At 65.0% G+C, this 23,070-nt stretch carries 22 protein-coding genes and 1 pseudogene; 9 read left to right on the top strand and 14 right to left on the bottom strand.

All coding sequences use genetic code 11. The features are described from left to right. Nucleotides 1–5: 5 nt before the first annotated feature. From ACIPUB_RS17225 to purM, 4 genes are all read left to right on the top strand, one after another. The gene (locus ACIPUB_RS17225) at nt 6–380 is read left to right on the top strand and encodes a sterol carrier family protein (protein WP_407608489.1); all 375 of its coding nucleotides are present in this window, start codon (nt 6–8) and stop codon (nt 378–380) included. Between the two features lie 13 nt (nt 381–393). Beyond that, complete coding sequence (locus tag ACIPUB_RS17220) at nt 394–720, top strand: hypothetical protein (RefSeq protein WP_407608488.1); 327 nt, start codon at nt 394–396, stop codon at nt 718–720. Nucleotides 721–782: 62 nt separating this feature from the next. Beyond that, nucleotides 783–2,333: an amidophosphoribosyltransferase gene (gene purF / locus ACIPUB_RS17215; RefSeq protein ID WP_407608487.1), complete on the top strand. Its 1,551-nt coding sequence runs from the start codon at nt 783–785 to the stop codon at nt 2,331–2,333. Between the two features lie 18 nt (nt 2,334–2,351). Then, nucleotides 2,352–3,494 (top strand): phosphoribosylformylglycinamidine cyclo-ligase, encoded by a 1,143-nt coding sequence (gene purM / locus ACIPUB_RS17210; RefSeq protein WP_264270392.1) that lies wholly within the window; start codon nt 2,352–2,354, stop codon nt 3,492–3,494. Between the two features lie 104 nt (nt 3,495–3,598). Here purM and ACIPUB_RS17205 read toward each other — a convergent pair whose 3' ends face one another. Together ACIPUB_RS17205 and ACIPUB_RS17200 are read right to left on the bottom strand one after the other, a co-directional pair. Next, nucleotides 3,599–4,552 (bottom strand): Sir2 family NAD-dependent protein deacetylase, encoded by a 954-nt coding sequence (locus ACIPUB_RS17205; protein ID WP_407608486.1) that lies wholly within the window; start codon nt 4,550–4,552, stop codon nt 3,599–3,601. Between the two features lie 143 nt (nt 4,553–4,695). Beyond that, nucleotides 4,696–4,923: a DUF3073 domain-containing protein gene (locus ACIPUB_RS17200; protein WP_264270390.1), complete on the bottom strand. Its 228-nt coding sequence runs from the start codon at nt 4,921–4,923 to the stop codon at nt 4,696–4,698. Between the two features lie 314 nt (nt 4,924–5,237). Here ACIPUB_RS17200 and ACIPUB_RS17195 point away from each other — a divergent pair, with 314 nt between their 5' ends. Continuing rightward, on the top strand, nt 5,238–5,714 hold the full coding sequence (locus ACIPUB_RS17195) for a hypothetical protein (protein WP_407608485.1): 477 nt from the start codon (nt 5,238–5,240) through the stop codon (nt 5,712–5,714). Nucleotides 5,715–5,795: 81 nt separating this feature from the next. On the opposite strand, the gene clpB is transcribed toward ACIPUB_RS17195, so the two are convergent. The 4 genes from clpB to ACIPUB_RS17175 form a co-directional block, all read right to left on the bottom strand. Next, nucleotides 5,796–8,387 carry an ATP-dependent chaperone ClpB gene (gene clpB, locus ACIPUB_RS17190; protein ID WP_407608484.1) on the bottom strand — a complete coding sequence of 864 codons (2,592 nt, stop codon included), beginning with the start codon at nt 8,385–8,387 and terminating at the stop codon, nt 5,796–5,798. A gap of 164 nt (nt 8,388–8,551) precedes the next feature. After that, complete coding sequence (locus tag ACIPUB_RS17185) at nt 8,552–9,103, bottom strand: YceI family protein (protein WP_407608483.1); 552 nt, start codon at nt 9,101–9,103, stop codon at nt 8,552–8,554. 376 nt (nt 9,104–9,479) lie between these two features. Further along, a complete protein-coding gene (locus ACIPUB_RS17180) occupies nt 9,480–9,947 on the bottom strand; it encodes a VOC family protein (RefSeq protein WP_302264927.1) in 468 nt (155 codons plus the stop codon). A gap of 146 nt (nt 9,948–10,093) precedes the next feature. After that, nucleotides 10,094–10,501, bottom strand: coding sequence for a YccF domain-containing protein (locus ACIPUB_RS17175; RefSeq protein ID WP_264270385.1), 408 nt, complete (start codon nt 10,499–10,501; stop codon nt 10,094–10,096). A 276-nt stretch (nt 10,502–10,777) separates the two neighbouring features. On the opposite strand from ACIPUB_RS17175, the pseudogene ACIPUB_RS17170 reads away from it, so the two are divergent. From ACIPUB_RS17170 to trmB, 3 genes and pseudogenes are all read left to right on the top strand, one after another. Next, nucleotides 10,778–10,933, top strand: a pseudogene (locus ACIPUB_RS17170) (polysaccharide deacetylase family protein); the annotation flags it as partial. A 6-nt stretch (nt 10,934–10,939) separates the two neighbouring features. After that, complete coding sequence (locus tag ACIPUB_RS17165; protein ID WP_407608500.1) at nt 10,940–11,206, top strand: hypothetical protein; 267 nt, start codon at nt 10,940–10,942, stop codon at nt 11,204–11,206. A gap of 4 nt (nt 11,207–11,210) precedes the next feature. Next, entirely contained in the window at nt 11,211–12,068 is an 858-nt protein-coding gene (gene trmB / locus ACIPUB_RS17160; protein WP_407608482.1) for a tRNA (guanosine(46)-N7)-methyltransferase TrmB, read from the top strand. A gap of 55 nt (nt 12,069–12,123) precedes the next feature. Here trmB and ACIPUB_RS17155 read toward each other — a convergent pair whose 3' ends face one another. The 8 genes from ACIPUB_RS17155 to ACIPUB_RS17120 all read right to left on the bottom strand — a co-directional run bounded on the left by ACIPUB_RS17155 (nt 12,124) and on the right by ACIPUB_RS17120 (nt 22,492). Next, on the bottom strand, nt 12,124–13,056 hold the full coding sequence (locus tag ACIPUB_RS17155; RefSeq protein ID WP_407608481.1) for an alpha/beta hydrolase: 933 nt from the start codon (nt 13,054–13,056) through the stop codon (nt 12,124–12,126). Then, nucleotides 13,053–13,493 (bottom strand): heat shock protein transcriptional repressor HspR, encoded by a 441-nt coding sequence (locus tag ACIPUB_RS17150; RefSeq protein ID WP_407608480.1) that lies wholly within the window; start codon nt 13,491–13,493, stop codon nt 13,053–13,055. The genes ACIPUB_RS17155 and ACIPUB_RS17150 overlap by 4 nt, the downstream gene beginning before the upstream one ends. A 97-nt stretch (nt 13,494–13,590) precedes the next feature. Then, entirely contained in the window at nt 13,591–14,583 is a 993-nt protein-coding gene (locus tag ACIPUB_RS17145; protein WP_407608479.1) for a DnaJ C-terminal domain-containing protein, read from the bottom strand. Nucleotides 14,584–14,775: 192 nt separating this feature from the next. Further along, a complete protein-coding gene (locus tag ACIPUB_RS17140) occupies nt 14,776–15,336 on the bottom strand; it encodes a nucleotide exchange factor GrpE (protein ID WP_407608478.1) in 561 nt (186 codons plus the stop codon). A 15-nt stretch (nt 15,337–15,351) separates the two neighbouring features. Further along, nucleotides 15,352–17,205, bottom strand: a complete 1,854-nt coding sequence (gene dnaK / locus ACIPUB_RS17135) for a molecular chaperone DnaK (protein ID WP_407608477.1) — start codon at nt 17,203–17,205, stop codon at nt 15,352–15,354. A gap of 343 nt (nt 17,206–17,548) precedes the next feature. After that, nucleotides 17,549–18,022: a hypothetical protein gene (locus tag ACIPUB_RS17130; protein ID WP_264270379.1), complete on the bottom strand. Its 474-nt coding sequence runs from the start codon at nt 18,020–18,022 to the stop codon at nt 17,549–17,551. Between the two features lie 300 nt (nt 18,023–18,322). Further along, the gene (locus ACIPUB_RS17125) at nt 18,323–20,137 is read right to left on the bottom strand and encodes a DEAD/DEAH box helicase (RefSeq protein WP_407608476.1); all 1,815 of its coding nucleotides are present in this window, start codon (nt 20,135–20,137) and stop codon (nt 18,323–18,325) included. Between the two features lie 258 nt (nt 20,138–20,395). Next, nucleotides 20,396–22,492, bottom strand: a complete 2,097-nt coding sequence (locus ACIPUB_RS17120; protein ID WP_407608499.1) for an MMPL family transporter — start codon at nt 22,490–22,492, stop codon at nt 20,396–20,398. A gap of 158 nt (nt 22,493–22,650) precedes the next feature. Between ACIPUB_RS17120 and ACIPUB_RS17115 the strand changes: the two genes are divergently transcribed. Next, nucleotides 22,651–23,070: MarR family winged helix-turn-helix transcriptional regulator (locus ACIPUB_RS17115; RefSeq protein WP_407608475.1), on the top strand; the 420-nt coding region annotated here is incomplete at its 3' end.

The raw sequence follows: 23,070 nt of genomic DNA, 5'->3' as shown, positions 1-23,070 counted from the left end.
AACCCGTGGCCATCAAGCGACGCATCGATCCGGCAGAGGGGGCCCGTGCCCTCGGCCGGTGGATCGAGACCGACGAGGCGGAAGCCGCGACGCTGCCCCGCCCGCTCATAGCCCTGGCCGTGCGCTACACCCTGGAGGAACTTGCCAGCCGCGCCGAGGGCAACTCCGTGGAGGTGCGCGTTCCGCCGTTCGGGGTGACCCAATGCATCGCGGGTCCACGGCACACCCGCGGCACTCCCCCGAACGTCATCGAGCTTCCTGCCCAGCTCTGGCTGGCGCTGGCCTCCGGCAAGATCGGCTGGGAGGCGGCGCTGGCCACCGGAAAGGTCTCCGCCTCCGGGTTGCGCGCCGACCTGTCCGCCGAACTGCCCCTGGTTTAGTACCCTAGAGGGTATGGAATCCAGCCAGAACCCCACCAATCCCACCCCCGCCGACGAGCCAAGCACGCAGGTCGAGGTGGAGGTCTACGCGGCGCCAAGGTTCTGGCCGTTCGTGGGCATCGGCGCCCTGGTGGGCGTCGTCGTTGCCTTCGTGTCCGCGTACACCGGCGAGGAATCGGCGAACTTCACGCGCGCCTCCGTGGCAGGATTCCTGTCCGTCGGCTTTGCCTTCTTCGGCGTCCTCCTCGCCAGCATCGTCTTCCTGGTTGTGGATCGCATCACACGCAAAAAGGCACGTCGCGCGCTTGCCGTGCCGATGGGTGATCCAGAACACCGCTAGAACCGTGCCTGTGGGTGACTTCACGCCCCATCGTGCCCCTTGCTCGTGAGAGAATAATTCCTATGGCGCGTGGTGACGGAAACCTAAATCATGATCTTTTGCCCAACGAGAAGGGCCCGCAGGATGAATGCGGTGTCTTCGGTGTTTGGGCTCCCGGCGAAGAAGTGGCGAAACTGACCTATTACGGTCTGTATGCGCTTCAGCATCGCGGGCAGGAATCGGCCGGACTGGCCACGAGTGACGGACAGCGGATCAATGTCTACAAGGACATGGGCCTGGTCTCCCAGGTGTTCGACGAGAACACCCTCAATTCCATGCCCGGGCACCTGGCCATTGGCCACTGCCGCTACTCCACCACCGGGGCAAGCCACTGGGCCAACGCCCAGCCGACGCTCGGCCCCACCGCTGCGGGCACCGTGGCGCTGGCGCACAACGGCAACCTGACCAACTCGGCCGAGCTCATGGAAATGGTCAACGACCTCCATGCAGAGTCCGAGGAAAAGGTCCGCGGCGAAATCGCCCAGGGCAACACCACCGACACCGCACTGGTGACGGCACTGCTCAACGGCTCCAACGGCGAAACCCTGGAAGAGTCGGCGCTCCGCCTGCTGCCCAAGCTCAGCGGCGCCTTCTGCTTCGTCTTCATGGACGAGCACACCCTCTACGCCGCACGCGACACCTACGGGGTACGCCCGCTGGTGCTCGGCCGTCTCGAGCGCGGATGGGTAGTGGCCTCCGAACAGGCAGCCCTGGCCACCGTGGGTGCAAGCTTCATCCGCGAAATCGAACCCGGCGAGTTCATCGCCATCGACGCGGAAGGAGTGCGCTCACAGCGCTTCGGCGCCGCCACTCCGGCCGCCTGTGTCTTCGAGTACGTGTACCTTGCCCGCCCGGATGCCTCGATCAACGGCCGTTCGGTTTACGAGTCGCGCGTGGAAATGGGCCGCCAGCTGGCCCGCGAAAACGCCGCCGAGGCCGACATCGTCATCCCCGTTCCCGAATCCGGCACCCCTGCCGCCATCGGTTACGCCGAGCAGTCGGGCATCCCCTTCGCCCACGGCTTCGTGAAGAACGCCTACGTGGGACGAACCTTCATCCAGCCGTCACAGACGCTGCGCCAGCTCGGCATCAAGCTCAAGCTCAACGCCCTGGAGCCCGTCATCAAGGGCAAGCGCGTCGTCGTCGTCGACGACTCGATCGTCCGCGGCAACACCCAGCGCGCCGTGGTGCGCATGCTGCGCGAGGCCGGCGCCGCGGAGATCCACGTGAAGATCTCCTCCCCACCCATCAAGTGGCCCTGCTTCTACGGCATCGACTTCGCCACCCGCGCCGAGCTCATTGCCAACGGCGCTGCAGTGGACGAGATCAGCAAGTCCATCGGGGCCGACTCGCTCGCCTACATTTCCGAGGACGGCATGATCGACGCCACCCTCCAAAAGCGCGAACGCCTGTGCACCGCATGCTTCACCGGGGACTACCCGATTGCCCTGCCGGGTTCGGACCGCATCGGCAAGAACCTGCTTGAACGAAGCAACCAGGCGGGATGTGAGCCGGGCCCGGATGCCGAATTCGAGTCGGCACTCACCGCCGCAGACAAAACACCGCGCAACTAAGTAAAGGACACATCAGAGATGACAAGTGCCACCCCTGAGAATTCCGGAATCACCTATGCTTCGGCCGGTGTCGATGTCGAGGCCGGTGACCGCGCCGTTGAGTTGATGAAGGGCGCCATCAAGGCCACCCACAACGCCAACGTCCTGGGCGGGGTGGGCGGCTTCGCAGGCCTCTACGACGCCTCGAAGTTCCTTTCCTACAAGAAGCCGCTGCTGGCCACCTCCACCGACGGAGTGGGCACCAAGGTCGCCATCGCCCAGGCCATGGACATCCACCACACCATCGGCCACGACCTGGTCGGCATGGTCGTCGATGACATCGTCGTCGTGGGTGCCGAACCGCTGTTCATGACCGACTACATTGCCTGCGGCAAGGTCGTTCCCGAGCGCATCGCCGACATTGTCCGCGGCATCGCCGAGGGCTGCCAGATCGCCGGCACCGCGCTGGTCGGCGGGGAAACCGCCGAGCACCCGGGCCTGCTGGGCGAGCACGAATACGATGTCGCCGGTGCCGCCACCGGCATCGTCGAGGCCGACGGCCTGCTCGGCCCGGAACGCGTCAAGGACGGCGATGTCATCATCGGCATGTCGGCCTCCGGCATCCACTCCAATGGCTACTCCCTGGTGCGCAGCATCGTCGCACACGCAGGCTGGGCCTTGGACCGCCACGTGCCGGAATTCGGCCGCACCCTGGGCGAGGAACTGCTGGAACCGACCCGCATCTACACTATGGACTGCCTGGACCTGGTCCGCGCGTTCAACGTCGACGGCGCCATCAAGGTGCACGGCTTCAGCCACGTCACCGGCGGCGGCCTGGCCGCCAACCTGGCCCGCGTGCTGCCGCAGGGCCTGATGGCCACCGTGGAACGCTCCAGCTGGGCACTGCCGGCCGTCTTCAAGGTCATGGCCGAGCTCGGTTCCGTGCCGCAGCCGGACCTGGAGCGCACGCTCAACCTGGGTGTCGGCATGGTTGCCATCGTTGATGCCGAGATCGCCGACGCGGCACTGGCCCGCCTGAACGCCCGCGGCATGAACTCGTGGGTGATGGGCACCGTTGGCGCGGTGACCGAGGAAGCCAAGACCGCAGGTCAGGACTACGTCCAGGGCGCCAAGGGTGTTGACGGCGGTGCCGTGCTCATGCGCGGCAACTTCGCCGGCTAACTGCCAGGAGCCTTGACCAGTTGAGGGACCGCGCCCATTGGGCACGGTCCCTCAGCTGATTAATCGCCCAAGCCGGACACGGGGCGGAAAGGCATGGGCCACGGCTACATGGGCCGGCGCACGGCCCCGTCGCCAGGTGATTCCAGGACGGCAATGGCCTCGGCGATGTTGCTGCGCCACCTGTAGTCGGCCTTGGAATCGCCGCGGGTGGGACCGCCGTTGATCAGGCCGACCGGTTTGCCGGAGCTGCGGGCGTCCAGCAGCAGCTTGTAGCCGCTCATAACCGCAAGCGAGGAGCCGATGACCAGCAGGGAGGCCGATTGGGCCTCGAGTTCCTTGAGTCGAACCTTGCGCTCGGGTGGGACGCTCTCGCCGAAGTAGACCACATTGGGCTTCAACTTCTTCGATCCGCACACCAAGCAACCAATCATGTGGAACTCGGCCACATGGGCCTCGTCGAGGGTCACATCGCCGTCGGGATTCACCAGCGAGGGATCCAGGTCGATGCGCTCCAGGTAGCCGGGATTTGCCTCGTGCAGCCTGACATCGAGGTTCTCCCGGTTCTCCAGTGCTCCGCAGTTCAGGCAACTGATCTGTTGCAAGTCACCGTGAAGGGGGATGACGTTCAGGGAACCCGCGGCCACATGTAGGCCGTCGACGTTTTGCGTGACGATGCCACTGATTTTTCCCGTTGCTTCCCACTCGGCCAAGCTTCGGTGGATGGAGTTCGGCGCCGCCTGGGCCATGTGCCTCCAACCCACGAAGCTGCGTGCCCAATACCGGTGCCGGGCGCTGGGCTCGTGCAGGAACTCCTGGTAGGTCATGGGCCGGTGGCGCAGCAGCGAGCCCTTCGGCCCCCTGTAGTCGGGGATTCCCGAATCGGTGGACACCCCGGCACCGGTGAGCACCAGCACGGACCCCGCGTCCAGCATCCTGCGGATGCCGGCGGCGGCAATGGCTGCATCCTGCAACGGGGCATTCTCGCCAACCACGCGTTCGATCGAACGAATGGCTGCGCGGTGCGCCATCTGGATCCCGAGCCGACCCTCATGAAGCATGTTCGGCTACCTCGGTTCCCCGGGCATGGCAAAGGCCGCGGTCACCGACGCAGTTACTGCGCGGTGGCCACGGCTGCCGTTTTCACGTACTGGAAAAACCATAACCGCCTATTTTCCGACGGTCACTTCAGGGAGTCGGCGCATCAGCTGATGCGCCGTTGGTCGTCCTCGTCGTCATCGTCTGCGTACTTGTCTTCGTAATCCGAATAATTGGATTCGTAAGGTACGTCGACAGGGCTTGGTGTCGAGGTACTGTGACCACGATTCTTTCCAAGCTCGCGTTCCAAGGCGGACAAATCAGTGGCCGGGGAGAAATATTTCATGTCCCTGGCCTGTCGTGTCGCTTTTGCCTTCTGACGGCCGCGCCCCATGGCGTGACCCCCTTTTTTCAGTAGATCTGGAGGTGGTCCACCCGTGTCAGGTGGAGGCCCCAGAATATGTGACTAATTCTTTCGTATTTCAAGGTTAACATGATTCGGCGGCGAGTGCCTGCCCGGAACCTCCGTTCCGCCGGTAGAGTATTATTTTGTCCACCAAGTCGACTGCCAACCGCCCGGGAGCTTGCTTGCCTGATCCGCCACAGCCAGAGCCGAGAGCCGCGCTTCCTGCTCTAAGTGCCAAGTCACAGACGCGTTCTTGGTGGCGCGCCCCGGCCCTTTGGGCACTGCTCGGCGCACTGGGAATCATGTTGATTGTGATCTACGGAGCCGACAGGTTTTTCGGCCAGGAAGCCGCCCCGGAGCCAAGTGCGGAAGTGACGCGAAACGCATCCCCGGGCCTCGACGGGATCATCGCATCCGACGTCCCTGCGGATCAATTCCGGGACGGCGATTGCCTTCAAGGATTCACCGGCCCGCTCGAACCGTCAACCGTCGTCACCTGCGAGACCGCCCACAACGCACAACTCATCGGGACCTTCTCGATCGAAGGAGACGCATTCCCCGGACCCGAGGCAATCCTTGCGCAATCCGAGGATCTTTGTAAATCCGTTCCCCTGGATCCGGCCAGCCCCCTGGACACCGGCTGGTCCTATCATTTCTCCCGCCCCTCCGAAGCAACATGGCAGACCGGCGACAGAGCGGTTGCCTGTTTCTTGGCCCTGAATGAGGGAACCGTGCGGGTGTCCATGCTTCCGGCCGAAACCTCCGCCCTGAACACCTGACCCCCCGGGCCTGAAAAAATTCTCGCCGGTGCCTCGGGTGGCCACAGCCACTCCCGGGCACCGGCGTGATGCGGTCGGCAGTTATCCTCGGCGCGAGGACACTGTGAGCCCATCTGCGGACTCGTTGACGCCGACCACGACGGTGTCGCCGTCCTGGATGCTTCCGGCCAGCAATTCGCGGGCCAGCCTGTCCCCGATTTCGCGCTGTACAAGCCGACGCAGTGGCCGGGCGCCGAAGGCGGGATCGAAGCCGGTCAGGGCCAGCCAGTCACGGGCCTCGTTGTCCACCTCGAGCTGCAGGCGCCGTCCGGCGAGACGCCGGCCCAGGGTGTCGACCTGCAGGGCCACAATCGAACCCAATTCCTCCAGCGAGAGCGGGTCGAACATGATCACGTCATCCAGCCGGTTCAGGAACTCGGGCTTGAACGAGGAGTTGACCAGGTTCATCACGGCCGTCCGCTTGGCGTCCTCGGGCAACGTCTGGTCGACCATGAACTGCGAACCGAGGTTCGAGGTCATGATCAGGATGACGTTGCGGAAATCGACCGTGCGTCCCTGCCCGTCGGTGAGGCGCCCGTCGTCCAGGACCTGCAGCAGGATGTCGAAGGCCTCGGGGTGGGCCTTCTCGACCTCGTCGAGCAGCACCACTGAGTAGGGCCGCCGGCGCACCGCCTCGGTGAGCTGGCCGCCTTCCTCGTAGCCGACGTATCCCGGAGGGGCGCCGACAAGCCGTGCGACCGCGTGCTTCTCCGAATACTCGCTCATGTCGATGCGCACCATGGCGCGTTCGTCGTCGAAGAGGAAGTCGGCCAGCGCCTTGGCCAATTCGGTCTTGCCCACGCCCGTGGGGCCAAGGAACAGGAACGAGCCGGTCGGACGGTCGGGGTCGGAGATCCCGGCCCGGGCACGGCGCACCGCGTCGGACACCGAGACGACAGCCTTCTGCTGGCCGATTAGCCGGTGGCCAAGGAAATCCTCCATGTGCAGCAGCTTCTGGCCTTCGCCCTGCAGCATGCGGCCCGCCGGGATGCCTGTCCACGCGGAGATGACCTCGGCAATGTCGTCGGCGGTGACCTCATCGGCCACCATCAATTCCTGGTCGCCGCCGGAGGCCTCCGCGCGTGCAGCATCGTCCATGTCCTTTTCCAGCGCGGGGATCTCCCCATAGAGCAGTCGCGATGCACCCTCCAGGTCGCCCTCCCGCTGCATCTTCTCGGCGCGCGAGCGCAGCTCGTCCAGGCGCACCTTTAGGTCGCCGACCCGGTTCAGGCCTGCCTTCTCCGCCTCCCAGCGCGCGTTGAGCGCATCGAGCTCTTCCTTCTTGTCCGCCATGTCGGCGCGCAACGCCTCGAGCCGTTCGCGGGATCCGGGATCGGTTTCCCCCGAGAGGGCCAGCTCCTCCATGGTCAGGCGATCCACCGACCGACGCAGCTGGTCGATCTCCTCCGGGGCCGAGTCGATCTCCATGCGCAGCCGGCTGGCCGCCTCGTCGACCAGGTCGATGGCCTTGTCCGGAAGCTGGCGCCCGGCGATGTAGCGGTCCGAGAGGCCCGCCGCGGCCACCAGCGCCGAGTCTGCGATCGTGACCTTGTGGTGCGCCTCGTAGCGCTCCTTGAGCCCGCGCAGGATGGCAATGGTGTCATTGACGCTCGGCTCCCCCACGTATACCTGCGCGAAGCGGCGTTCGAGGGCCGGGTCCTTCTCGATGTTCTGGCGATACTCGTCGAGCGTCGTGGCGCCAATTAGGCGCAACTCTCCGCGGGCAAGCATGGGCTTGAGCATGTTGCCGGCATCCATGGCACCCTCGGATGCCCCTGCCCCCACAACGGTGTGGATCTCGTCGATGAACGTGACGATCTGCCCGTCGGAGGCTTTGATCTCTTCGAGGACGGCCTTGAGGCGTTCCTCGAATTCGCCGCGGTACTTCGCCCCGGCCACCATGGCGCCGAGGTCCAGGGAAATCAGCGACTTGCCGCGCAGCGACTCGGGAACGTCCCCGGCAACCATGCGCTGGGCCAGGCCTTCGACCACTGCGGTCTTGCCCACCCCGGGTTCCCCGATGAGCACCGGGTTGTTCTTGGTGCGACGCGAAAGCACCTGCACGAGGCGGCGGATCTCGGTGTCGCGCCCGATCACCGGATCAAGCTTGCCCGAACGGGCAATGGCCGTCATGTCGGTGCCGAACTTCTCCAGTGCCTGGAAGGTGTTTTCGGGATCGGGGTTGTTGACCTTGCGGTCTCCGCGGATCGAGGGCAGGGCGCTGTCAAGGGCCTTCCGCGTGGCCCCGGACTCGCGCAGGGCCTTGCCGGCGGCGCCGGCGTCTTCGCTCAGGCCCAGCAGCAGATGCTCGGTGGAGACGTATTCGTCACCCATGGCCGCCGCGGCTTGCTGGGCGGCGGTGATGGCTTGCAGGATGCCTCGTGAGTACTGGGCCTGGGCCACGCTGTTCCCGGATGAAGTGGGCAAGGCCTTAATGGCGGCACTGGCCTGGACCGAAACCTGGTCCGGGTCGATCCCGGCGGCTTTCAGCAATGCCACGGCCACCGATTCGCGCTGGTCAACAAGCGCCTTGAGCAAGTGCGCGGGCTCCACCTGTGGGTTTCCCGCCGTGGAGGCGTTCATTCCCGAAGCGGAAAGGGCTTCCTGACTCTTGGTCGTCAACTTCGTGTCCATGCTCATCCCTTCGTTGTTGGTTGATCACTCAAACTTGAGTCTACATCACTCAACTCTGGGCAACTGAAGAATATTCCTGCCCAAACGCCGAAACGTCGGCTACCCCCGAAGGGGTGCCGACGTTCGGTCAGGCAGGGGCCGGCACCGTCGCGCGCCGACTCGCCCTAAGCTTCCTTGATCGCCGAGACCTCGAACTCAAGCAGCACTCGTTCGGACACCAGGACGCCCCCTGAATCGAGCACCTTGTTCCAACTCACGCCGTACTCGCGGCGGTCAATGCGGCGGCTGCCCTCAAAGCCCGCACGGAGGTTGCCGAACGGGTCGGTCTCAACCCCGGTGAATTCCATGGGGACGGCAATCTCGCGTGTGGTCTCCTTGATGGTCAGTTCGCCGTTGACGATGAAGCTGTTCTCGTCCACCTGGTCGATGCGCGTGGACCGGAAGACGATTTTGGGGTATTTCGGAGCATCGAAGAAGTCGTTGGTCCGCAGGTGCTGGTCGCGGTCCGCGTTACGCGTGTCGACACTGGCCACCTTCACCGACATCTCGACAGTGCTCTTGCCGACATCCTCCACGTCGACATGAATGGTTCCCTCGACTTCGTTGAAGGCACCCCGCACCTTCGTCACCATCGCGTGGCGGGCGTTGAAGCCGATACGAGTGTGGCCTGGATCGAATCGCCACGTCCCCGCGTAGGCTGGATCGAGCTGGGTCATTGTTCCCCCTTGGTTGCGGTGCAGCTGAGTTAGTCCCCCCGACTGCTGCTCACATTACCAACGCAATGGACGAACGTCTTCGGTTACCCGCTACTTTTTGCCGGGATCCACGAGACTTCCGAAGGGCACGGCCGGCGTCGCGCTATCCGGTGGGGGCCGGCCATGCCCAGTCGGTCGGATACCCCCGGTCCGCCACCGAAGATGCGGACAGGGTAGGAAGTGCGTCGGCACGCCCAGGGCAAGGTGCCCGTGCCGGATAAAACGCGGACCTGTTCAAGACGCCCGTGCCTCTGGGCCCACGGTCGCAATAACGCAGAGGAGCGCCTCGGCTGCACCCGGCGCACGCGCAGCGGCACCTGAAGGGTCAGCCGTCCACTTATCCCTTGGCAGCGGCCTCCAGAACCGCGATATCGAGTTTCCTCATGGGCATGAACGCTTCGACCACCCTTCGGGCGACCTCCGGATCCGGGTCGCTGAGCAACTCGACCATGCGAACCGGGACGACCTGCCAGGACATGCCAAAGCGGTCCTTGAGCCAACCGCACTGGCTTTCTTCCCCACCGTCGGTGAGCTTGTCCCAGAAGTAGTCGACCTCGGTCTGGTCCTCGCACATGATTTGGAAGGAAATGGCTTCGTTGAACTTGAAGAGCGGGCCACCGTTTAGTGCAACGAAGGGGCGTCCATCGAGATTGAATTCGACTGTCAGCGGCTCGTTCACCGGATTCCCCTGCGTGTCCATGTCGAGTTGTGAAACGATCCGGGAATTCGGGAAAATGCCGGTGTAGAACCGGGCCGCTTCCAGCCCTTGTCCATCGAACCACAGGCAGTTAATCAGGTCTTTCATCGGTCTTGGCCTCATCCAGTCGACAGTTGGCGTTGCTTCTCACAACCACAGACTAGAAATCGCTTCTTCGAGATACAAGGGGCGGCGCCGATATCCGTCGTTGAAGTTTGATATTCCATTCCCCCGCCATACGGCGGTCGCGGGCCTCAGCGGGACATCGGCATGTATCGGGCGCTCGGAACGATTTCCTTGCCCAGGGGCATGAGGGATATCGGGATCATCTTCAGATTCGCGAGACCCAACGGAATGCCGACGATGCTCACGAACATGGGGATGGCGGTCACGACGTGCCCGATGGCGATCCAGATTCCGGCGACCAGCACCCAGATGACATTTCCAATGGTTGAAAATGCACCTACTTGGCCGCGGTCCACCACGGTGCGCCCGAAGGGCCACAGCGCGTACAGGGCGATGCGGAAGGAAGCGATGCCAAAGGGAATCGTCACGATGAGCAGGCAGCAAATGATCCCGGCCAGGACGTAGCCCAGCGCCAGCCAGATGCCGCCGAAAACGAGCCAGATGATGTTCAGGATCACGGAAAGAGTGTTTCGCATGTTTCAAGTCTCTCCCTGGAGGCCGGGGCACACCATGGGGTAACACCCTGAGCCATCCCCCATTGTTCGGTGACGCTTTCCAACGATCCGGAAGGAAGCCCCCTGGTTATTCGATAGTCACGGGCCACGCGTGGGAGATTGTTGGAAGCCGCCTGCGTCGACTACGGACACGGATCCAAGACCGGGCTGGTGCTCGACCCCCGGGGGCGACGGCAATGCGTTCACCGCGTCCCGTGCCACCGGGCCGTACGCCAGGCTCCGCCCTGACACGCTGCAGTGCAAGGTGGCAGAGGCCACGAGATCGAAAGCCATGGGTGGAACCGTCACTCGCATACTTCGCTGCGCTCGTCCCGAATCCGACGTGAGATTGACCGCACCTATGACGTGATTTCGCAGGCCGTCGGCCAATCCACGACGTTGCTGCGCCCACCTTGCGGTGTGCGCCATTCCATCAGCGACAGGCACGCGGGCGCCCCCGGGGTCCTTTTGGATGTCGACACGTTGGGCTGGAAACACCGCAACACCGCCGCCGTACCGAGGATCCTTTCCCGCTTGCGCGTCAAGGAGTATGCCTTTGTCGCCGTCACCGAGCTCATGGGCCCCGCGGGGCTTGGTGCCGGTGAGACCTATGCCCGCGCCGCGGCGGGCGAAGCCCGACCAGGGGAAGTCCGGGGAAAGTGGGAGACTGAAGTTCGCTACCCTTAACTACATGAGCATTCCCCCAGAACGCAAGGCGCCGGTCAGCGGCCGCGCCGTCGACGACCTCAGCTTTTACCAAACCGAACCAGTGTCGTTTGTCCGCCGCGGCAGCCGCTTGCACGGGCGCCGCGCCGATGCCTGGGAACGCACTGCGCAAAAATACATCATCGAGCCACCCCGCAACCAGGCCGACACGTCAGTGGCCGAAGGCTACGAATTCGACCAGCAGGCCCTCTACGGCCGTACGGCACCGCTCATTGTCGAGATCGGTTCGGGTCTGGGCGAGGCCATGGCATTTGCCGCCAGTGAGAACCGCGACAAGGACTTCCTGGCAGTGGAGGTCTACCGCCCCGGACTGGCTGCGCTCATGGTCCGGGTGGAAAACAACGAACTGACAAACGTGCGTGCGGTGCAGGCCAACGCCCCGGAGGTCCTGGACTCCATGCTCCCGGCAGCCTCGGCCGACGAGATCTGGGTGTTCTTCTCCGATCCGTGGCACAAGATCCGCCACCACAAGCGCCGGCTCATCAAGGACACCTTCGTCCAGAAGCTCGAACGTGTCCTGGTTCCCGGAGGCGTTGTCCGTCTTGCGACCGACTGGTCCAACTATGCCGAGCAGATACGGGATGTCTTCGACGCCGCCCCTGCATTCACCAACCTCCACCCGGGCGAGCTGTCCGGCGAAGACAGCAACCTCACCAGGGTCCGGCGCCTCGGCCTGGAAAACGAGGACCAGGATCCCGGCTTCACGGATGGGCGCGGTGGCTGGGCCCCGCGCTTTGAGGGCCGCACGCTGACCAGCTTCGAGGGCAAGGCGTTGAAGGCCGGTCGGCTGATCTTCGACCTGGCATACCGCAAGGATCTTTAGGACCAGCGCCATGCCGGGCGGTGCGGGGTTTGGGCCCTGCACCGCCCTCCCGTCTTTAAGGCAGGGGTGCCTGTCCGGTGGTGATCAGCGCCAGGTTCCGCAGCGAAAGCGTGTCGGGATCCCGGTAACCCCTCGTCGAGGACGGCTTGTCTTCCCGGTATTGGGAGGTATTGTGGCCCTTGGCCGCGTGCAACCCCAGCCCCGGCTTCGGTCCGACGTTGAATTCATGGCCAGCAAGCAATTTGCGACCCGAAAGGGTGCGTCCCAGCCATGCCAGGTAGTCCCTTTCGGCGATCGCCTCGTAGATGTTGGCCGATGGGACGTTGAGCCGGCCCGGCTCCCGCGAAAAGTGCCGGGGAATCCCGGCCGAACCGATCATGGCCAGCGCCTGGGCCCCAAGCCCGCCCCCGGATTGCGCGTCCAGCACCTGTGCCGCAAGGGTCGCCGCATAGGAGTGTGCCTCCACGGCCAAGTGCGGCTTGTCGGGACGCAGCCGGACGAAAGTAGCCAGGTCCTGGCCCAGCCGTTGCAGGCCGCGCCGCGCCGCGGCATTCAGCAGTGCGCCGGCCAAGTTCGGTGTTCGATATCCAAGCCAGGCCACGACCGCGGGTTCGGCGACCCCTACCTTTTGTTGTTCCAGGTACAACTGCCCGGCCTCCCGCACGCTGCCCCACAAGGCGCTGCGTGCCCGGATCCCGGTCCCCGAGAGCTGGAAGGTGACGTGGGTGGCGGTGTCCAGGTCGCCCACGGCGACGGCCGCGAGTGGTTCCCTGGCGGAGAGATCAAGGTACAGCAGGTGGCGGGACGGAATGGCCGGGTCCATGGACCCCTGGCGCAAGGCATGGGCGGTGCCGTCCAGGCCCTGGCGATGGGCCGTGCCCAGCCTCCCCCGGATCGCACACAACGCCTCGAACCGGTCGTGGGCAGCGGCGGACAGCCGCGCATAGCCCCCACCCGAAGTCAGTGGCGCATCCTCGCTACCGTTCACGGAAGCTGCTTGCCCCGCGGCTTCCACACCACCACGGCCTGGCTGCGGCCGCGCGGCCTTTGGCCCCGCGCCAGCGACACCACGTCGCCGGTGCTGCCGGCGGCAAAGACGCGTCCGAGTCCGGACGCCTGGTGGGCGCTGCGCAGGGCGAAGACCTCGTTGCTGAGTTCACCGACCCGCGATCGCAGTGCGGCAACCTGGTTTTCCAGGGCCATGATGCGCTTGATGCCCTCCAAGGACACTCCGTCCTTGGAGAGCCGCTGGATTTCCCGCAGCAAGTCCACATCGTGTTCGGAGTACCTGCGCTGCTTGCCGCCTTGGCGGGAGGGCGAAACCAGTCCCAGCCGGTCGTACTGGCGCAGCGTCTGGGGGTGCATGTCGGCCAGGTCGGCCGCCACAGAAATGACGAAGATCGGCCTTAGTCTGTCATTGCCCACGATCCCTGCCTTTCAATCATTCTCATTCACCGTAGCCAATTTCCTGGTATTGCGAAGCGCCCCGTGCCGCTGTGGGGCGGCACGGGGCGATCGATAACTAGAGAACTGCACGCGAGAGCAGGCTCTCGCGTGGGTTCTCCGCCTTGGTGGCCTCGGCGAAGGCCTCGACGGCCGCCTTGGCCTCCTTGGAGAGGTTCTGCGGAACCACCACATCCAGGGTGACCAGCAGGTCGCCCGTGATCTTGGAGGTGTTCACCCCGCGCCCCTTCAGGCGCAAGGTGCGGCCATTCGAAGAGCCGGCCGGAACCTTTAGCTTGACGGTTTCGCCGCTCAGCGTGGGAATCTCGATCTGCCCGCCCAGGGCGGCCTCGTCGAAGGTCACCGGCACGTGGATCCGGATGTTGTTGTCTTCGCGGATAAAGACCGGGTGCGGCTTGACGGTGACCTTGACGATCAGGTCGCCGGCACCGGCGGAGCCGGGTGAACCCTTGCCGCGGACTCGGACCGATTGCCCGTCCTTGATCCCGGCTGGAATCCGCACGTCGATGACCTCGCCATTGGCCTCGCGCAGGCCGATGGTGGTTCCCTTCATGGAACCGGCAAAGGAGATCGTGGTGCTTGCAGTTCGGTCGGCACCCTTGCGAGGTGCCTGTTGTCCGAAGCCGCCAAACCCTCCGCCGCCGCCGCCAAAGAGGTCGGCAAAATCGGGTGGGACTTGGCCGCCGCCGCGTCGGCCGCCCCCGCCGCCGCGTCGGCCGCCCCCGCCCCCGCTGTTGAAGAGGTTGGAGAAGACATCCTCGAAGCCGCCGTTGCCCGGTGCCCCGCCGTGGCCGCCTGCGCTGAATCGCGCCCCCGAGCCCATGGCACGGATGGCGTCGTACTGCTGGCGGTCCTCGGGATCAGAAAGCACCGAATGGGCTTCGGTGATGTCCTTGAACCGTCGTTCGGACTCGGCATCCCCGGAGTTGGTGTCCGGATGGTATTTCCGCGCCATCTTCCGGTATGCCTTTTTGATGTCCGCGTCGCTGGCGTCCTTGGAGACGCCAAGAATCGTGTAAAAATCCTTGTCGACCCAGTCCTGGCTTGCCACTGGGCGCCTCCTTTGCTGTAAAAATCCTTGTGGCTCACCCGCCGCTCAATCGTGACAGGGAGAAATCCGTGATGTTGGATCCACCAAGTATGCGGCGGATCGCCGGTTCCATCTCTGGAACCATTGCGAGCCGCCGCACCTTGGTGGGGGGGGTGCGGCACCCGCATTGCTGCAGGTGCCGCGTGTTGGTGCCTACTCCCCGAGGGAGACGATCACCTGGGCTGCGCGAAGGATGCGGTCACCCTTCTTGAACCCGGGGCGCAGCACCTGCGCCACATGGTCCGCCGAGATCTCGGCATGCGGCTGCTGGATCAGCGCCTCGTGGACGTTCGGGTCGAACGCCACTCCGGCCTCGGCGATACGCTCCAGGCCGAGGCCCTCGAGCACCGCGTCGAGCTTGTTGGCGATCGAAGCGAACGGCCCGTCGACCAGGTCCCCGTGCAGGCGAGCCGCGTCGATGTCGTCGAGTACCGGCAACAGGTTGGTGAAGACCGACTGCACGGCGTTTTCGCGTGCCACGTCCCGGTCGCGCTCTACGCGCTTGCGGTAGTTGACGTATTCGGCCTGCAGGCGCAACAGGTCCTCGCGCAATTCGGCTTCCTTGTCGCCGACCGGGGTTTGATCCCCGGCCTCGCCGCCGGCCTCATTGAGGATGGCTTCTGCCTGGCTCAACGCGTCGCCCGAGTCATGGGCTTCGTCAACGGGAGTGACCTCTTCGTGTGAGGTGGCCTCGTCGTGATTTTCCTCTGACATGGTCGATGCGCCCCTTTACTTCTTGACGTTTTCGTCGTCTTCGTCGATGACCTCGGCGTCAACGATGTCTTCCTCGGCGTTCGGTGCCTCGGCGTCGTCGGCTGCTGCGCCTTCGCTCTGTGCCTGCGAGTAGATGGCCTCGCCCAGCTTGGTCTGCGAAGCCTGCAGCTTCTCGAACGCGGTCTTGACCTCGTCGTCGTTGTCCTGCTTCTCAAGGGCCGCCTTCAAGGCGTCGACGTCGGCCTGGACCTCGGTCTTGACCTCTTCGGGCAGCTTGTCCTCGTTGTCCTTGATGAGCTTGTCAACGGAGTAGGCTGCCTGCTCGGCCGCGTTGCGGGTCTCGGCTGCCTCGCGACGGGTCTTGTCCTCGGAGGCGTGCTCCTCGGCTTCGCGGACCATGCGCTCGATGTCGTCCTTGGACAGCGCGGTGCCGCCGGTGATGGTCATCGACTGCTCGACTCCGGTGCCCTTGTCCTTGGCCGAGACGTGGACGATGCCGTTGGCGTCGATGTCGAAGGTGACCTCGACCTGCGGGATGCCGCGCGGTGCCGGAGCGATGCCGGTCAGCTCGAAGGTGCCCAGCGGCTTGTTGTCACGGGTGAACTCGCGCTCGCCCTGGAAGACCTGGATGGAAACCGAAGGCTGGTTGTCCTCGGCGGTCGTGAAGGTCTCCGAACGCTTGGTCGGGATCGCGGTGTTGCGCTCGATCAGCTTGGTCATCACACCGCCCTTGGTCTCGATACCCAGGGACAGCGGGGTGACGTCGATGAGCAGAACGTCCTTGCGCTCGCCCTTCAGCACGCCGGCCTGAAGTGCGGCGCCAACGGCGACGACCTCATCCGGGTTCACGCCCTTGTTGGCGTCCTTGCCGGCCAGTTCCTTGACCAGGTCAACGACTGCGGGCATGCGGGTCGAGCCGCCAACGAGGATCACGTGGGCGATCTCGGAGACCTTCACGCCGGCTTCGGCGATAACGTCCTTGAACGGCTTGCGGGTGCGCTCGAGCAGATCGTTGGTCAGTTCCTGGAACTTGGCGCGGGAGAGGTGCTCGTCCAGGTGGACCGGACCGTCGGCGGTGACCGAGAGGTACTGCAGGGAGATGTTGGTGGAGGTGGCCGAGGAGAGTTCCTTCTTGGCCTGCTCCGCGGCTTCCTTCAGGCGCTGCAGGGCGATCTTGTCCTTGGACAGGTCGGCACCCTTCTGCTTGGCCTGGGCCAGCAGCCAGTCAACGACACGCTGGTCCCAGTCGTCGCCGCCGAGGCGGTTGTCGCCGGAGGTGGCGCGCACCTGAATGGTGGAGAAGTCGTCTTCGTCCTTGCCGACTTCCAGCAGGGAGACGTCGAAGGTTCCGCCGCCGAGGTCGAAGACCAGGATGAGCTCGTCTTCCTTGCCCTTGTCCAGGCCGTAGGCCAGTGCTGCAGCGGTCGGCTCGTTGACGATGCGCAGGACGTTCAGGCCCGCGATCTCGCCGGCTTCCTTGGTGGCCTGGCGCTCGGCGTCGTTGAAGTAGGCCGGGACGGTGATGACAGCGTCGGTGACCTTTTCGCCCAGGTAGGACTCGGCGTCGGTCTTCAGCTTCATCAGCGTACGTGCGGAGATTTCCTGCGCGGTGTACTTCTTGTCGTCGATCGAGACATTCCAGTCGGTGCCCATGTGGCGCTTGACCGAGGCAATGGTGCGATCGATGTTGTTCACGGCCTGGCGCTTGGCAATGTCGCCAACCAAGACCTCGCCGCTCTTGGCGAAGGCAACGACCGACGGGGTGGTGCGGTTGCCTTCGGCGTTGGCGATGACGGTGGGCTCGCCACCTTCGAGGACGGATACAACGGAGTTGGTGGTTCCGAGGTCAATACCTACGGCACGAGACATGGGATGCTCCTTCTTACCTTGGGGAAATGAACCAACGTCCAGCCGATTTGGATCGGTTGAGCGTTCTGCACTCAAGTTTACCCGCCACCAAAATGATGTCAATTCAAAGTTGAGTGGGTATCACTCAACTTTGTATCCAAGGCGGGTTTCCACGCCCGAAAAAAAGAAAAATTCCCCGGAATTCCGGGGAACTATGAGTTGTCTGTGAGAGCCGTTCGCTGACAGAGATCGGCCGGCCGGGCCCACTTCAGCCTGACCGGGCGTGCCGCCGGGACCGGGTCCAGACAAGGATTTGGACCCGGTGAGACCTTGTCGTCCTGCCCCGGTCAAGGCAGGCGGGCAGCTAGCTCCCCAGGACCAGATCCACGCCGAGGTAGGCGAGAAGGCCGAAGGCGGTCCCCCAGAGCATGATGGAAATGATTTGCCAGAAGATGACCTTGTCCTTGGCCGCGCCGAAGGACACCAGCGCCGCCGAGGTGATTTGGCTTGGCAGGATTGTCTGCCCCAACAGGCTGACGCCGGCAATGCCGTACTTCTCGAAGGCCGCGCGCAGCCTGGCGTACTTCAGTGACGGTGCTTCTTTCTCCTTGGCCACCTTTCGGCGCACGAAGTGCGCGCCATTGACCAGCAGCAGCATGGAGGCCACATTGCCCACGACTGCGGCAAAAATCGCAATCACCGGGTTGATGCCTATGACAACGCCGAGTGCCGCGCCGAAGTAGGACTCAATGAAGGGAACAGCTGCCACCAGCATCACGGCGAGCCACTGCAGCGCAGGAGGGAAACTGGACGTGAACTGCTGCAGGGATTCAATCAAGGCCTTCTCCAAATGTCGCAAGGGTCGCCATGCGGGCTTCATTCCGAAACGGGTGATGCGTTTCGGTGCTCTCCCGCCGCGCTTTGTTTCCTCTAGATTATTGGTTCGTCCTGCCGGTCCCGATGCTCAAAAGGATGATCTCTCACTAGCCCGGACCCGCCGCATTCAGACAAAGGGATGAAGCGAAAAACGGCCTTCATCCCCCCTTAACGAAGGCTGGGTCCGGGTTCGCAACTTTCGTTGTGAACCCGGACCCAGCCGGTGGCTCAAGCCCAACCACCCGTGGTGGCAGGAAAGGCCTTAGGAGTTGCGGCCGTTCGAGGCCGGCGAGGAGGCACGGCGCGGACCGCGTCCACGGCCTGCCCCGGTTGCGGCTTCGACCTTGGAGGCGCCTAGCGCGTCGGCGATGGTGTTGCCGCTGCGCGGGCGGGAACCGGCGCCGGAACCCTGGCGCTGGCCAGCGTTGTTGCGTGCAGCTGCCGAGCCGCGGTTCGGGACGGCGCCGCGACGGGCCACGTCGCGGTCGTCCTGGCGCACGTCGACACGGCGGTCGGAGCGGTTGTCGGTGCGGCGGTCGCCGCCACGGCCACCGGCAGCAGCGTAGCCACGGCCCTCGCCGCGGTTCTCGGTGCGGTTCTCGGTGCGGCGTTCGCCTCCGCGTCCGGCCGGGGCGTTGCCGCCACGGCCACCGGCGGCAGCGTAGCCACGGCCCTCGCCGCGGTTCTCGGTGCGGCGTTCGCCTCCGCGTCCGGCCGGGGCGTTGCCGCCACGGCTCTCGGGGCGACGCTCGCCGCGGTTTTCCTCGCGGCGCTGGCCTTCGCCACCGGCGCTCTTCGCGGTGCCGCGACCGCCGCGGCGACGGCCACGGCCGCCTGCTGCGTCGGAGTCGTTCAGGGTGTCCTTGCGGACAGTGGCGGTGCTGCGCAGCTGCGGTGCAACATAGGCAACGGTCTCGGCACGCTCACCGACGACGTCGGAAACAACCTGGGCGTTCGGGGTCACCTTGACCATCGGCACCTTCAGCCCTGCGGCCTTGAGCAGCGACTTCACGTCGCCCTGCTGGTCCGGGGTGGCGATGGTGACAACGGTTCCGTCCGAACCGGCGCGGGCGGTACGGCCCGAGCGGTGCAGGTAGGCCTTGTGCTCTGCCGGCGGGTCAATGTGGACCACGAGCTCAACGCCGTCGACGTGAACGCCGCGGGCGGCGACGTCGGTGGCAACCAGCACGCGGGCATCGCCTGCGGAGAAGGCGGCGAGGTTGCGGTCGCGGGCGTTCTGGCTCAGGTTGCCGTGCAGGTCAACGGTCGGGATGCCGCACTTGGACAGCCAGACGGCCATCTTCTTGGCGTGGTGCTTGGTGCGCATGAACATGATGCGGCGCCCGGAACCCGAGGCCAGGGTGCGGACCAGTTCCTTCTTGTCGTCGTTGGACACCAGGAACACGTGGTGCTCCATGGTGTTCACCGCGGCGGTCGGGGCATCGACCGAGTGCACGGTCGGGTTCTCGAGGTAGCGCTGGACCAGCTTGTCCACGCCGTTGTCCAAGGTGGCGGAGAAGAGCATGTGCTGGATGCCGCGCGGGGCTTGGTCCAGGATGCGCTTGACGACCGGAAGGAAGCCGAGGTCGGCCATGTGGTCGGCCTCGTCCAGCACGGAGATTTCCACGCGGGAGAGGTCGGCGACGCGCTGCTTGAGCAGGTCCTCGAGGCGTCCGGGGCAGGCGATGAGGATGTCAACGCCGGCGTTCAGGTCTTTTTCTTGGCGCAGCTGCGAAACGCCGCCGAAGACGACGGCAACGCGGAGGTCCACGGCCTTGGCCAGCGGCTCAACGACCTTGGCGATCTGGGTGGCCAGTTCGCGGGTCGGTGCCATGATCAGGGCGCGCGGGAAGCGGGCCTTGCGCGGCTTGGGGTTGGCGGCCAGTCGGGCAACCACCGGGAGGGAGAAGGCCAGGGTCTTGCCCGAGCCGGTCTGACCGCGGCCGAGCACGTCGCCGCCGTTCAGGGTGGTGGGAAGGGTGGCTTCCTGGATGGGGAATGCGGTTTCGATTCCCTGCGCCGCGAGGACGTCGGCAAAGGTTGCGGGCACGCCAAGGGAAGTGAATGAAGGACTCACGTGGTACTTTCTCTCAAAGCTTCGCACGACGGTTTCGGCGCGCGTGGTCGCCGAAGAAAAGAGAGAACCAAGATGGCGCTAGGCGCACATCGACCGGCCGCGAGCGGCTCCCGCAAGGGGAGACGGAGCATGCGGCGGGTCGGGAAATCCAGTCTGTCGACGCATAGACCCTCGGATGGCAAGCAGAGTGCTTGCACCTTACCGATCTACAAGTAACCAGCTTATCAGTACCCGGCCCGTCGCCGAACGAGAGATCCGTTACCTTGTGCTTCCGAGCTTGCTCGGCCACCAGACCTTGGGGCCGATGTCGCGGACCAACGCCGGAACCAGCAGCGACCGCACGACCAAGGTGTCAAGCAGGACGCCGAAGGCCACGATGAATCCGAGCTGGACCAGGAACATGATGGGGATGATGCCCAGGGCGGCGAAGGTCGCGGCCAGCACGACGCCGGCGGAGGTGATCACTCCTCCGGTGACCGCCAGCCCGCGCAGGACCCCCGAACGCGTCCCGTGGACCATGGATTCCTCCCTGACCCGGGTCATCAGGAAGATGTTGTAGTCGACTCCCAGCGCCACCAGGAACACGAAGCCGAAGAGCGGAACCGAGGGATCTGCCCCGACGAAGTCGAAGACGCCGTTGAACACCCAGGCGGAGACGCCCATGGCCGTCCCATAGGACAGCAGGGTCGTGGCAACCAACAGCACCGGGGCCAGGATCGATCGCAGCAGCAACATCAGGATCATCAGGATGGCACCGAGAATCAGCGGGATGATCTTGAACAGGTCCGCTTGGGCGGTCGTGGCGGTGTCAACCAGCGTTGCGGTGGTTCCGCCGACCAGCGAGCCGGCGTCCACCTGGTGGAGCATCTCACGCAGGTCGATCAGCGTGGACTTGGCGGCATCGGAATCCGCTGCGTCGTTCAGGGTGATGGACATCAGGCTGCGGCCCTCGACCAGCTGCGGCTCCCTGCCGGCCTGGGCCAATGCCGGCCCGCCGTCGGCTGCCTGGAGATAGGCCGAGGCCACCCCGTCGGCGTCTTGCACCGAGGCCAGCAATTCGTTTGCCTTGGATTCATCGACGATGGCAAACAAGGGGCTCCCGGTGCCACCCGGGAAATGTTCGCCCAGCACGATTTGCCCGTCGCGGGAATCGGTCTGGCCCAGGACCAGCTCGCTCTGCGGCACACCCGAGGCCTTCAGCTGGGTCATGCCCAATGCCCCGGCGGCCAGCACCAGCGCGGTCAGCACCCAGATGGGTCGGGGATGGCGGCCGACGAATCCGGCGACGCGTCCCCACAGGCCGGCTGGCAACTCCTCGGCGGCCAGCTGGACCTCCGGCTTGGGCATGAAGGGCCAGTAGGCCTTCCTGCCCAGCAGCGCCAAGGCGGCGGGGAGGAATGTCAGCGCGGCGACGATGGAGAAGACGATGCCGCTGGCACCGATCGGGCCCAGTGCCTTGTTGGAATTCAGGTCGGAAAAGAGCAGGCACAGCAGGCCCGCGGTCACGGTGCCGCCGGAGGCCAGGATCGGTTCCGCAGATCGCTTCCACGCTGTAGCCACCGCGTCCCAGCGATCCTTCCCGCCGGACAGCGCTTCCCTGTGCCTGGCCACGAACAGCAGGGAATAGTCTGTCGCCGCACCGATGACGAGTATCGAGAGGATGCCCTGGCTTTGCCCGTCCAACCGGATCCAGCCTTCCTTGGCCATGAAGTACACCGCCAGGATGGCTGCGCAGAGCGCGGCGACTGCGGTGAAGAGCACCGTGAGGGGCAACAGGACGGAGCGGTAGACCAGCAGCAGGATCAGGAAGACCGCGCCCAGCGCCACGCCCAGCAGGACGCCGTCGATCCCGCCGAAGGCCTCAACGAGGTCGGCGCTGAAGCCGGCCGGCCCGGTGACGTAGGCACGGGTGCCATCGGGGACCCGCTCGCCCAGCTCGGCCCGTAGCGTCTCGACGGCATCCTCGACCTCGCCGCTGCCATCCAGGGGAACGAGCAACTGGGCGGCAAGTCCGTCCTCGGAGGCGAAGGGACCGACAATGTCGCCGTCCAGTCCGTTCAGGTCCTTCAGCGATGAGGTCAGCGCCTTGATTTCCTCTTGGTCGATGGCCGATTCCCCGGCGATCACCACCACGGCTGGGATGGCGTCGGAGGTGCGGAACTTCGACTGCCATTCAAGGGCGCGGGTCGCCTCGGCCGTGGCGGGCAGGAACGCCGCCTGGTCGTTGGTCTGCACTTCGCCGAGTTTGCCGAAGGTGGGCCCGCCCACTCCGGCTACGCCCAGCCAGAGTGCGACCAGCACGACGGCCAGTAGCGCGCGGAAGACGGCCTTGCCCGTTCCGGGCCGGCGATTCATTCCCCGCCGGCCGGGGCCTGTCCCGGCCTCCATGTCTTGATTGCCCACGATCCAACCCCTCGTTGTTCGGGCGGCTTTGCACCCACATGCCGCTACGTCTCCATCAAAGAGTATTTCCACCATGGAACTATTTCAAGTTGCGGCATAGAATGGTCCCCATGGATCCCGCCGCCGCCTTTGAACTCGTTCTGCTACTTCAGCAGTTCGGTCAGGCATCGGACCGCTACGTCGAATCGACCGGAACCCGGCACAAGACCCACCGCACGGACATGAACGCCCTGGCCGTCATCATGCGCTTCGAACGCGCAGGAAACCCGCCGACCCCGGGCGACCTCTCGCGGACCCTGCAACTCAGTTCACCGGCCACCAGCGCCATGCTGGACCGGCTCGAGCGCGTTGGCCACATCGAGCGCCTGCGCATCGACAAGGACCGCCGCGTGGTCCGCATCAAGATGACACCGAAGGCGCAGGCCGACGGGCGTGCCATGTTCGCGCCCCTGGCGGCGAGCATGATGGAGGTCATTTCCAGCTACACCGACGAGGAAGTGAAGCTGGTTTCCCGCTTCATGGCCGACGCG

It is taken from the genome of Paeniglutamicibacter sp. ORCA_105, assembly GCF_045798545.1.
Lineage (GTDB): Bacteria > Actinomycetota > Actinomycetes > Actinomycetales > Micrococcaceae > Paeniglutamicibacter > Paeniglutamicibacter sulfureus.
The sequence above is the reverse complement of the archived record's forward strand: the minus strand, read 5'-3'. Positions and strand labels throughout refer to the sequence as shown.